Origin of the sequence: Cupriavidus sp. DF5525, assembly GCF_040149425.2 — a bacterium.
GTDB classification, from domain to species: Bacteria; Pseudomonadota; Gammaproteobacteria; order Burkholderiales; family Burkholderiaceae; genus Cupriavidus; species Cupriavidus pickettii_A.
This window is the reverse complement of the sequence record NZ_CP168265.1, coordinates 4,051,716-4,063,496: the sequence shown is the minus strand read 5'-3', so window position 1 is coordinate 4,063,496 and position 11,781 is coordinate 4,051,716. Positions and strand designations below refer to the sequence as shown.

8 protein-coding genes are annotated in these 11,781 nt (G+C 69.0%); 2 read left to right on the top strand and 6 right to left on the bottom strand.

From position 1 onward, the window contains the following. The 3 genes from ABNX08_RS18955 to ABNX08_RS18945 all read right to left on the bottom strand — a co-directional run bounded on the left by ABNX08_RS18955 (position 1) and on the right by ABNX08_RS18945 (position 6,560). Positions 1-1,314: a branched-chain amino acid ABC transporter substrate-binding protein gene (locus ABNX08_RS18955; RefSeq protein ID WP_022536700.1), complete on the bottom strand. Its 1,314-nt coding sequence runs from the start codon at positions 1,312-1,314 to the stop codon at positions 1-3. Positions 1,315-1,381: 67 nt separating this feature from the next. After that, positions 1,382-4,690 (bottom strand): carboxyl transferase domain-containing protein, encoded by a 3,309-nt coding sequence (locus tag ABNX08_RS18950; protein WP_022536699.1) that lies wholly within the window; start codon positions 4,688-4,690, stop codon positions 1,382-1,384. A 97-nt stretch (positions 4,691-4,787) separates the two neighbouring features. After that, positions 4,788-6,560, bottom strand: coding sequence for an AMP-binding protein (locus ABNX08_RS18945; protein WP_022536698.1), 1,773 nt, complete (start codon positions 6,558-6,560; stop codon positions 4,788-4,790). A 242-nt stretch (positions 6,561-6,802) separates the two neighbouring features. Here ABNX08_RS18945 and ABNX08_RS18940 point away from each other — a divergent pair, with 242 nt between their 5' ends. Continuing rightward, positions 6,803-7,501, top strand: coding sequence for a TetR/AcrR family transcriptional regulator (locus tag ABNX08_RS18940; RefSeq protein WP_022536697.1), 699 nt, complete (start codon positions 6,803-6,805; stop codon positions 7,499-7,501). A 185-nt stretch (positions 7,502-7,686) separates the two neighbouring features. Next, positions 7,687-9,369 carry a long-chain fatty acid--CoA ligase gene (locus tag ABNX08_RS18935; RefSeq protein WP_349607175.1) on the top strand — a complete coding sequence of 561 codons (1,683 nt, stop codon included), beginning with the start codon at positions 7,687-7,689 and terminating at the stop codon, positions 9,367-9,369. A 261-nt stretch (positions 9,370-9,630) separates the two neighbouring features. Here ABNX08_RS18935 and ABNX08_RS18930 read toward each other — a convergent pair whose 3' ends face one another. From ABNX08_RS18930 to ABNX08_RS18920, 3 genes are all read right to left on the bottom strand, one after another. Next, a complete protein-coding gene (locus tag ABNX08_RS18930; RefSeq protein WP_022536695.1) occupies positions 9,631-10,077 on the bottom strand; it encodes a hypothetical protein in 447 nt (148 codons plus the stop codon). Continuing rightward, the gene (locus tag ABNX08_RS18925; RefSeq protein ID WP_022536694.1) at positions 10,074-10,577 is read right to left on the bottom strand and encodes a MarR family winged helix-turn-helix transcriptional regulator; all 504 of its coding nucleotides are present in this window, start codon (positions 10,575-10,577) and stop codon (positions 10,074-10,076) included. The genes ABNX08_RS18930 and ABNX08_RS18925 overlap by 4 nt, the downstream gene beginning before the upstream one ends. A 133-nt stretch (positions 10,578-10,710) precedes the next feature. Continuing rightward, a complete protein-coding gene (locus tag ABNX08_RS18920) occupies positions 10,711-11,712 on the bottom strand; it encodes a tripartite tricarboxylate transporter substrate binding protein (protein WP_349607174.1) in 1,002 nt (333 codons plus the stop codon). Between the last annotated feature and the right edge of the window lie 69 nt (positions 11,713-11,781).

Sequence of the window (11,781 nt, the reverse complement as noted above, 5' to 3'; positions counted from 1 at the left end):
TCAGGCGCCGACCGGTCGCTTCATCCGGCATGCCGACGGCAGGTCCAGCGCCTTGGCCGGCGTGGTGCTGTCGAGGCGGAAGCCGTACTGCGTGCCTTCCGCGCCCACCTTCACCGTCTTGCCATCAACCGGCGCCACCGTCGACACCACCTGCGGCAGCAGCAACTGGTGATCGCTCTTGCGCATCACCACCTCGCCCAGCGCGGTGCGGGTCTGCAGGCCCTCCAGCGCCAGCGCGACCTTGGTGGGATCGTCCGTGCCGGCGCGGCGCATCGCCTCGCTGACCATCTGCACCGACACCAGCACGCGCGGCGCAAAGTACTCGCCCGCGGCGGTCTGCTTCACGCGCGCGGCCAGTGGCGCCAGCACCGCGTCATCGCCATTGGGCAGCCATTCCGAGACCCAGGTAAGCCGCCCGGTCTTCGCCTGCGACACCGCCAGTACCGTGCCCGGCGCGCCGCCGCCGCTGTGGTTCAGGTAGCGCACGTCATAGCCCATATCGCCGGCAGCCTTGATCAGCAGGCTCAGGTCCTGACCCCAGTTGCCGGTGACCACGGTATCGGCACCGCTCGCCTTGACCTTGCCGATATAGGGCGCGAAGTCCTTCACCTTGCCCAGCGGATGCAGCGTCTCGCCGACGATCCTGGTGTCGGGGCGCGCGTTGGTGATCATCTGCTGGCCGAGCGCCGCCCACACGCGGCCGTGCGCATAATCCTGGTTCAGCAGGTAGAGCTTGTGGATGTCCTTTTGCTCGCGCGCGAAGTCCGCCAGCGCGCGCATCTTCATCGTGGTATTGGCCTCGGTGGCGAAGTGCCAGAAGCTGCAGCGCGCGCCGGTCAGGTCCGGGTCGATCGAGGCGTAATTGACGATCAGGATGCGCTTGTCGGGGTTGCGCTCGTTGTGACGGGTAGCGGCCTCGACCAGTGCCGTCACCACCGATGAGCCCGAGCCGCCGGTGAACACGATCTTCGCGCCGGCATCGATCGCGCTTTGCAGCGCCGACAGGCTGTCCTGCGCCGAGAGCTTGTTGTCGTAGCTGATCAGCTCGTACTTGCGCCCCAGCACGCCGCCCTGCGCGTTGGCGTCGTCGAGCGCGAACTTCAGGTTGGCCTGGAAGATCTCGCCGACGTTGGCCAGCGGCCCCGAGAGCTGGTCGATAAAGGCGACCTTGATCGGCGCGCTGGTGGCCTGCGCCGATGCCGCGGCAGGTGCGAGGGCAATCAGTGCGGCAGTCGCGAGCGTGGCCAGCGGACGAACCTTGCGGGCCTTGCCGGGTTTGGCGCGTGCGGGCAGGGCAGTGGCGGTGCTGTGCATCAGGTGTCTCCTCCTGTGTCGGATGCTGGGTCGAATGGTCAAGCCCGGGCGGCGTCGTGCGCGCCGCTTACCAGGTGTCGATGAAGCGTCGCTGCGATTCCTGCCGGCGGCCGACGCTGCCGGGCGGTACCGAGGCCAGCCCGCGCAGTAGCCAGCGGCGCGTGTCGGCCGGGTCGATCACGGCGTCGATCTCCAGGTGGCTCGCCATGTTGAGCGCGCGACCGCGCTGGTAGGCGGCATCGACCATGCGCGCGAACAGTGCCTCGCGCTCGTCGGGATCGGCCACCGCTTCGAGTTCCTTGCGGAAGCCGAGCCGGATCGAGCCTTCGATGCCCATCGCGCCAAACTCGCCGCTGGGCCACGCCGCAGTGAAGAAGGGCGCGGCGAAGCTGCCGCCGGCCATCGCCTGCGCGCCCAGCCCGTAGCCCTTGCGCAGTACCACCGTGAAGAACGGCACGCGCAGCGCGCCGGCGGTGACGAACAGGCGCGACACATGCCGCACCGTTGCGGTCTTCTCCGCCTGCGGCCCGACCATAAAGCCAGGGGTGTCGCACAGAGACACGATCGGCAGCCCGTGCGCATCGCACAACTGCATGAAGCGCGCGGCCTTGTCGGCGGCGGCGCTGTCGATGGCGCCGCCGAGGTGGCGCGGGTTGTTGGCGATACAGCCGAAGGCGCGGCCATCGATGCGGATCAGAGCGGTGATGATGCCGGTGCCGAACGCCGCGCGCAGCTCCAGCACCGATCCGGTATCGGCCAGCGCCGCCATCACTGCGCGCATGTCGTAGCTGCGCAGGCGGTTCTCGGGAATGGCGTGGCGCAGGTGGCGCGGGTCTTCCGAATGCCAGTCCTTCGCATCGCCCTGGAAGTAGGAGAGGTAGCGCTGCGCGGCGTCGACCGCCGCCTGTTCGTCGTCGACCAGCACGTCGATCACGCCGTTGGGTCCCTGCACGCTGGCCGGTCCCACTTCCTCAGGCGCGTAGGCGCCCAGCCCACCGCCTTCGATCATCGCCGGGCCGCCCATGCCGATGGTGGCGCTGCGCGTGGCGATGATGACATCGGCACAGCCCAGCAGCGCAGCGTTGCCGGCAAAGCAGCGGCCCGACACGATGCCCACCAGCGGCACCTGGCCCGACAGCCGCGCGAACTGGATAAACGAGGTGCAGTCCAGCCCGGCCACCACCGGCATGTCGGTATCGCCGGGCCGGCCGCCGCCGCCTTCGGCAAACAGCACCACCGGCACCTGCCACTGGCGCGCCAGCGCCAGCATGCGGTCCAGCTTCTTGTGGCCGTAGAAGCCCTGCGTGCCGGCCAGCACGGTGTAATCGTAGGCCAGCACCATGCAGCGCGTGTCCTCGCCCGGGAAGCGCGCCGCGTTGACGGTGCCGATGCCGGTGACGATGCCGTCGGCGGGCGTCGCGCGGACCAGGTCGTCGACGCTGCGGCGCTGCCGTTGCGCGGCGATGGCGAGCGCGCCGTATTCGATGAAGGAGCCGGCGTCGCACAGCTGCGCGATATTCTCGCGCGCGGTGCGGCCGCCCTGGGCGCGCCGCTTGGCCACCGCCTGCGCCCGCGCGGCGTCATGGCCGAGCGCATGGCGTTCCAGCGTCTCGCGCAGGTCGGCGCGGATATGGTCGAGGTCGGCCGCGGCGGTGGCTTCCGTGGCATGGCCGGCGTCGCCGCCGGGGGCCAGCACCACCACTGGAGCGCCGGCGCGCAGCGTCGTACCGGCCGCGGCCAGCACGCGCAGCACCGTGCCGGCGGCGGGCGCTTCCAGCGGATGCTCCATCTTCATCGCCTCGATGATGGCCAGCGGCTGGCCGCGCCGCACCGCGTCGCCTTCGCGCACGTGGAGGGCGGCGAGTGCGCCGTCCATTGGCGCGGCCACGGCGACGGCGTCGTCGGGGATGTCGGCCAGCGCGTTGTCGTCGTCGATTTGCGTATCGGCGGCGAGCGTCGGGGGCGCGTGCAGCGCCGGGTGGTCGCCGTCGGCGCCGGCCAGTGCGGCCAGCGTTGTGTCGAGGTACTGCGTATGCACCGCGTTGCGGCGCACATCGTCCAGCTGCAGCAGGTCCTGCAGCAGGCGGCGGTTGGTGTCGATGCCTTCGATGCGGAACTCGCACAGCGCGCGGTAGGCGATCGCCAGCGCGCGCGCATAGTCGCCGCCGGGCTCGTGCACGATCAGCTTGGCCAGCAGCGAGTCGAAGCGCGGGTTGGCCGTCATGCCGGCAAAGCCGGCGCTGTCCACGCGCACGCCAGGACCGTTGGGCGGCTCGAACGCTGTCAGCGTACCGCTGGCGGGGCGCAGCTGACCGTGCGCATCGAGGTGTTCGGCATTGATGCGCAGTTGCACGGCGACGCCGCGCGGGGCGGGCGCCTGCTCCAGCCCCAGGTCGGCCAGGCTGGCGCCGGCGGCGATCGCCAACTGGGTCTGGACCAGGTCGACGCCGGTCACCATCTCGGTCACCGTGTGCTCGACCTGCAAGCGCGGATTGGCTTCCATGAACCAGCACGACGGTTCGGCGCCGCCGCTGTCCTCCACCAGGAACTCGAACGTACCCAGGCCGCGATAGGCCGCGGCGCGCGCCAGCGTGGCGGCGGCTTCGGCCAAGCGCGCACGCAGCGCATGGTTGAGCGACGGGCTGGGCGCGACCTCGACCAGCTTCTGGTGGCGCCGCTGCAGGCTGCATTCGCGCTCGCCCAGCGTCAGCACGCGCCCGTCGGCGTCGGCGATCACCTGGATCTCGATATGGCGGGGCGCGTTGACGATGCGCTCTACATAGATGGCCCCATTGCCGAATGCGGCCTTCGCCTCGGAAACGCAGCGCGCATAGGCTTCGTCGATCTCATTCGCGTGGCGCACCGCGCGCATGCCCCGCCCGCCGCCACCGGCGAGCGCCTTGATCATCATGCCGGCGCGGTCCTGCAGGCTGCTGAAGAAGGCATGCGCCTGCGCCAGCGTGGTCGGGCCGGTGCTGCCGGGCACGACCGGCACGCCATGCTCGCGCGCCAGCGCACGGGCCCGCGCCTTGTCGCCGAACAGGCGCAGCACGTCGGGCGCCGGGCCGGCGAAGACCAGTCCGGCGTCGAGGCAGGACTGCGCGAAGTCGGCGTTCTCCGACAAGAAGCCGTAGCCCGGGTGCACCATGCCGCAGCCGGCGCGGCGCGCGGCGTCGACCATGGCATCGATGTCGAGATAGGCGCGCGGGCCGGTGCCGGGCAGCGCGATGGCTGCGTCGGCCTTGCGCACATGCAGCGCGTCGCGGTCGTCCTCGCTGTAGACGGCAACAGTGGGCATGCCCATTGCAGCTGCGGCACGGGCGATGCGAATGGCGATTTCGCCGCGATTGGCGATCAGGAGTTTGTCGAGCGTCATGATGCAGAGGCGTTGGCCGAAGGCTTGGTTTGCTCCCCTCTCCCGCTTGCGGGAGAGGGGCCGGGGGAGAGGGCAGGCGAGTCGCAGGCAGACGTCGTCAGTCAGCCTGCTCAGCCAACGCCACCAGATCCTGCTTGCGCACCTTCCCCGTAGCCGTCAGCGGCAGCGCCTCGACGATGCGCACCTCCGGCACCTTGTAGACCGCCATGCTGGCGCGGCACCACGCCGCAAGGCCGGCTTCGTCGACCGAGCCCGCGGCCTCGGGTTTGAGCATGATGAAAGCCACCGGCACCTGCCCGCGGTCCTCATCGCTGCGCCCGACCACGGCCGAGCCCAGGATCGCCGGATGCTGGCCGAACATGGCCTCGATCTCGGCCGGGAATACGCTCATGCCGTTGACCTTGAGCATCTCCTTGCGGCGCCCGAGGTAGTGGATGTAGCCGTGCTCGTCGATCAGCCCGATATCGCCGGTATGGAACCAGCCGTCGCGCATCGATTCGCGCGTGGCATCGGGTTTGTTCCAGTAGCCCTTGAGCAGGGTCGGCGTGCGCACGCACAGCTCGCCCTCGCTGCCCGGCGGCAGCAGCGCGCCGGTGCCGAAGTCGCAAACCTTGAACTCGGTACCCGGCACCGGCAGGCCGACGAAGACCGGCTGCGCGCGCAGGTCCATGTCGTCGTCCTGCATGCCGTAGGTGAAGGTGTTGCAGGTCTGGGTCTCGGTCATGCCCCAGGCGCTTTCGGCGATGGTCGAGCCGGTCAGCGCCTGCCAGCGGCGGCGGTAGTCCAGGTTCAGCTTCTTGACGAAGGACGACACGCCGACATGGCGCAGCGAGCGCAGGTCGTATTCGCCCACGCGCGGGTGTTCCATCACCTCGACCGCGCTGTCGACCAGCATCGACGCATTGGTCACGCGATAGCGCTGCACCGCGCCCATGAAGGTCTGCGCGTCCCAGCGCGCCAGCAGCACCAGCGGGATGCCGAAGAACGCCGGGAAGATCAGGCACAGGTTCTCGCCGGCGATCCAGAACTCGGGGAAGAAGCCCAGCATCACGGTGTCGTCCCGCACCGGCAGCGCCACGGCGCCGAACGCGGCGGCCATGTCGACCATGTCGCCCTGGGTGTGGATGCAGCCCTTGGGCAGGCCAGTGGTGCCGCCGGTGTAGTTGAGCGCGGCGGGGGCGTCGATGGCGGGAACGGTGGCGGGCGCGGGTGCGGTGCAGGCGGCCATGGCCGGCAGCAGGTCGATGGCGCGGTCTTCGGGCTCGGGCGCGTGGCGCGGTGCCTGCACCATCGGCGGCAGCGGCAGCGTGGGTTCGTCAGGGACGACGTCGGCAAAGCTGGTGACGAACAACAGTTCGAGCGGGTCGGCGTCGCCGAGTGCTTCGCGGGTATCGGCCACCAGTGGCAGCAACTGGTCCAGCGCCACCAGCGCGCGCGGCGTGGCGTCGCGCAGCGCGTGCAGCAGTTCGGCGCGCTGCGACAGCGGGCTCACCGGCATGTACACCGCGCCCAGCTTCAGGATGCCGAAGAACACCACGTGGAACTGCGGGCAGTTGGGCAGCAGCACCGCGACGCGGTCGCCGGGACCGATGCCGCTGGCGGCCAACAGCGCCGCGCAGCGGTCGCTCTGCGCATCGAGTTCGGCGTAGGTAGTCTGGTGGCCGTAGAAGATCACGGCCGGCTGGCCGGGGCGCGCGCGGCCCCAGTGACAGAGCATCTCCGACAACGGGATGCGTCCCAGCGGGTATTGCGGCGCGCGCGGTGCGCCGGGCGGCCACGCCGCCTGCCAGCACCGGTGCAGGTCGGCAAGATAGTTCGCCTCGTTGATCGGCGCGCCCGCGGGCGCGGCATGCGATGCGGTCTGGTCCATCCGTGCGGTCTCCTCGCGGTGTTCAGCGCAATCGCTGGCACGGACGCGGCGGCGCGCGTCAGGCAGCATTGCGGCTGGCTGTACTCGTAAGGCGCTACTCGTTGGTATATTTATACCGGGCGGTAGGATCCTAGGCGGATCGGCCGTTCGCGTCAATCGGCCCGAGCCCCTGCGGCCCACGCGTGGTGTCTGCAAGGGTCCACCGGGATGGCGCAACCATGCCGTCATGCGAGAATTGCATCATGTCGATCGCTCCAAGACCCGCAATCCCATCCGCCCCGCAGACCCCGTCGCTGACGACCGCGTCCAACCCTTCGCAGAACGCCGCCCCGCAAGGCCAGGCTGCGCGCCCGCATATCGCCGAGCGCCAGGAGGCGCGGCGCCGCCAGATCCTGGACACCGCCGCGCAGCTCTTCTACACCAAGGGCTACCCCGGCATGACCATGAACGACCTGTGCCGCGCCCTGGGCGTGACCAAGCCGGCCGTCTACTACTACTTCACCGACAAGTACGAGATCTTCGACATCCTGTGCCGCGAGTCGGCGCAGACGTGCCTGCCGGTCATCCGCGAGACCGCCGACCCGGCGCTGCCGGTGCGCGAGCGGCTGCATGCCTGCCTGCTCGAAATGGCGCGCCGCTGCGTGGCCTGCCATGTGCCGGCGACGCTGAGCTTCCGCGACAACCAGTACCTGCGCCCGGAAACCGTGGCCTGGCTCGACAGCATGGCGCGCGATTTCTACCGCGACCTGTACGCGCTGCTGGAGGAGGGCAAGCGCGAGGGCGTGTTCGCCTTCGGCGATGCGCGCGTGACCGCGCACGCGATCGGCAGCGTGGTCGGCTTCATGTACACCTGGCACGAGCCCGGCCGCATGGATGCGGAGGTGCTGGCGCAGGAGCTTGCGACCAACATGATGAAGCTGGTGCTGCCCAGCGGTGGGTGATCGCACGTCCGGCTAAGGGTTATCCCCCTGCCGGTGCCCAACCGGTGGCGCATAATGCCCGCAGGGGCGCCACATGCGCGCGCAATTGCCCCGAGGACTTCGTCTAAGTTGTTGTTTTAACCGGGGCGCACGTTTAGCATCTCGGAAAAATCGAACGACCATTCAGAAAATCAGGAGACGGTGCTATGGAAAGAATTTGGCTGAAACACTACCCGGCCGGCGTCTCCGCCGAGATCGATGCCAGCCAGTTCCGCTCGCTCGCCGCGTTGCTCGAGGCGTCTTTCCGCACCTATGCCGACCGCAAGGCTTTCGTCTGCATGGACAAGGCGATCACCTACGGCGAGCTGGACCAGCTCTCGACCGACTTCGCCGCGTGGTTGCAGTCGCGCGGGCTGCGTCCGGGCGCGCGCGTGGCGATCATGATGCCCAACGTGCTGCAGTACCCGGTGGTGCTGGCCGCGGTGCTGCGCGCCGGCTTCGTGGTGGTCAACGTCAACCCGCTCTACACCCCGCGCGAGTTGGAGCACCAGCTCAAGGACAGCGGCGCCGAAGCCATCGTGATCCTGGAGAACTTTGCCGCGACGCTGCAGCAGGTGCTGGCCAAGACCCCGGTCAAGCACGTGGTGGTGGCCAGCATGGGCGACATGCTCGGCGGCCTGAAGGGGGCGATCGTCAATTTCGTTGTGCGCAACGTCAAGAAGATGGTGCCGGCGTGGGAGCTGCCCAACTGCGTGCGCTTCAACAGCGCGCTGGCCGAGGGCCGCAAGCTGACGCTGCAGCCGGCCACCACTGGGCCGGACGATATCGCCTTCCTGCAGTACACCGGCGGCACTACCGGCGTGTCCAAGGGCGCGGTGCTGCTGCACCGTAATGTCGTCGCCAACGTGCTGCAGTCCGAGGCGTGGATGCAGCCGGCGCTGGCCAAGGGCGCCCATATCGACCAGCCGATCACCATCACCGCGCTGCCGCTGTACCACATCTTCGCGCTGACGGTTTGCTGCCTGCTGGGCATGCGCAGCGGCGGCATGAGCGTGCTGATTCCCAATCCGCGCGATATCCCGGGCTTCATCAAGGAACTGCAGAAGTACAAGTTCAATATGTTCCCGGCGGTCAACACGCTGTACAACGCGCTGCTCAACAACCCGGAAATCGGCAAGGTCGATTTCTCCGGCCTGCGCGTGGCCAATGGCGGCGGCATGGCGGTGCAGGAGGCAGTGGCCAGGAAATGGCTGGCCAAGACCGGCTGCCCGATCATCGAAGGCTACGGCCTGTCCGAGACCTCGCCCTCGGCTACCTGCAACCCGACCGACACCGACGCGTTCTCCGGCACCATCGGCATGCCGCTGCCGTCGACCGAAGTGGTGATCCGCGATGACGACGGCAAGGATGTGCCGCTCGGCCAGCCGGGCGAGATCTGCATCCGCGGCCCGCAGGTGATGGCAGGCTACTGGAACCGCCCGGACGAGACGGCCAAGGTCATGACCGCGGACGGCTTCTTCAAGACCGGCGATATCGGCGTGATGGACGACCGCGGCTACACCAAGATCGTCGACCGCAAGAAGGACATGATCCTGGTATCGGGCTTCAACGTGTACCCGAACGAGGTCGAGGGCGTGGTCGCCGAGTGCCCGGGCGTGCTGGAAGTGGCCGCGGTGGGCGTGCCCGACACGCACTCGGGCGAGGTGGTCAAGCTGTTCGTGGTCAGGAAGGACCCGGCGCTGACCGAGGCCGACGTGATCGAGTTCTGCAAGGAACGGCTCACCGGCTACAAGCGGCCCAAGTACGTGGAGTTCCGCACCGAGCTGCCCAAGACCAACGTGGGCAAGATCCTGCGCCGCGAATTGCGCGACAGCCGCAAGGCGGCGTGAGGCGGGCACGCCGACGGAGCCAACGGTTTTGCGTGCACCCAAGCCGCTTGAGCTAGCCTTGGCAAGGTGTTCTCCCTCTCCCCTCAGACCCCTCAGGGGGAGAGGGTTGGGGAGAGGGGTGGACTAGCAAGGAACCACATCAAGCGGGACCCACGGTTTAAACCCACGGCCGCCAGCCGTTGACACTCCTGCCCTCTCCCCCGGCCCCTCTCCCGCAAGCGGGAGAGGGGAGCAAACCAGCAGCATGCACAGGCTCGCGCCTCAGCACTCATTCGACGGCGCCAGCCGCGCGTCCGTACTGCCATCCACATAAATCACCCGCACGCACGCCCCCGGCTCCAGCCCAGGCGCCGCCGGCGCATTGACCGCCGCAATCGCGCCGTCCATCATCCGCACCTTGTACTGGAACAGGTCGACCTGCTGCACCGGCGCAGGACGGCTGAAGAGCCGGGTCAGGTCGAAGGCGAAACCGACGCCCACACCGCCACCCCCGCCGCCGCCCGCGGCGCCCACGCCGACGCTGGTGCCGCCGCCATAGTAGGAAGGCACCTGCGCCACGTCCATGCGCGTCAGGAAGGTCTTCTCGGTCACGCGGCCCAGCTTGACGGTGGCATTCACCGGCGTGACCTGCGGTGGCTGCGGCGTGCTGCTGCAGGCGGCCAGCACCGGCACCAGGCCGCACAAGGTGAGGAAGGGCAGGGTTTTCATGGCGAGATCAGGCCGGACTTGAGCCGGCCAAGCAGTCGGAACAGGGCACGCCGGTCGGTTTCGGCCAGGCCGGAGAACAGTTGCTCGATCCAGTCCTCGTGCGCGCGCGCCATGCGCGAGAACGCGGCGCGCCCGGCCGGCGTCAGGCGGATCAGGTAGGCGCGGCGGTCGGTGGGCAGGGCCTCGCGCGAGACCAGCCCTTCCTGCTGCAGCTGGTCAGTGATGCCGGTGACGTTGCCGCCGGTCACCATCATGCGGCGCGACAACTCGCCCATCTTCAGGCCTTCGGGATGGCGGTCGAGCTGCGCCAGCAGGTCGAAGCGGGGCAGAGTGCAGGCAAATTCCTGGCGCAGCCGCGAACGGATATCGGCCTCGATCAGGTTGGTGCAGGTCAGCAGCCGCAGCCACAGCCGCAGGGCTTCGTGCTCGGTCTGGTCGGCACGGGTTTCAAGGTCGACCGGCGCGTTCTCGGCGCCGGCGGCAGGGGAAAGGTTTGGCATCTTCAGGGCGACGGTGCGCGGGTGTGCGGCCGGGGCCGCCAGGCTGCGGGGCCGGCGGCGACATTTGATGCCTCAAGTATATGCGTGATGCGCGCCGCCGCCTTGATCGCCGGAAGGGGCGATCAAGTCGCGCTTAGTCGACCTTGGCGCCCGAGTCCTTGACCACCTTCGCCCACTTGGAGGTCTCGGACCGGATCAACGCGGCGAACTGCTCCGGCGTGTTGCCGATGGGCTCTGCGCCCTGCGCCTGCAGGCGTTCGCGCACCGCGGGCGCGCTGAGCGCTTTCGCCACTTCCTGCTGGATGCGGTGGATGACGTCCGGCGGCGTGCCGGCCGGCGCCAGCATGCCGAACCACGAGCTGGCCTCGTATTGCGGCAGGTTGGCTGCCTGCGCGACGGTCGGCACGCCCGGCAGCGCCGGCGACGGCTTGGCGCTGGTCACGGCCAGCGCCTTGAGCTTGCCGCCCTTGATCAGTGCCATCGACGACGGCAGGTTGTCGAACATCACCTGCACGGTGCCGCCGGTCAGGTCCGTCAGCGCCGGCCCGCTGCCCTTGTACGGGAAGTGGACCATAAAGGTTTTGGTCTGGGTCTTGAACAGTTCGCCCGCCAGGTGGATCGAGGTGCCGTTGCCGCTGGAAGCCATGTTGAGCTTGCCGGGATTGGCGCGCGCGTAGCTGATCAGGTCCTTGACGCTGTCGATCTTGTTCTGCTGCGCGAACGCCGGGTTGATCACCAGCACGTTGGGCACGGCCGCCACTTCGGTGATCGGCGCGAAGTCCTTGATCGGGTCGAACGGCAGCTTGCCGTACAGGGACTGGTTGATGCCATGCGTGCCGACGGTACCCATCAGCAGCGTGTAGCCGTCGGGCGCGGCCTTGGCGACGATGTCGGCGCCGATATTGCCGCCGGCGCCGGGCTTGTTGTCGACCACCACGTTCCAGCCCGGCAGCTTGGCCAGCTCCGCGGCCACGGCCCGCGCCAGGATATCGGTGGTGCCGCCGGCGGCGAACGGGACCACCAGCCGGATCGGCTTGGCCGGATAGGGATCGGCCGCCAGCGCCGACGGGCTGGCGAGCGCGGCAAGGCTGGCGGACAGCAGCAGCGCGACGGCGCGACGGCGAGTGGCTTGCATGGGGGGTCTCCTGGTGGGGGCCGTTCGTGTGTCGGGTGGCGGTTTTGGTCAGTGCATTCTAGTCGGCGG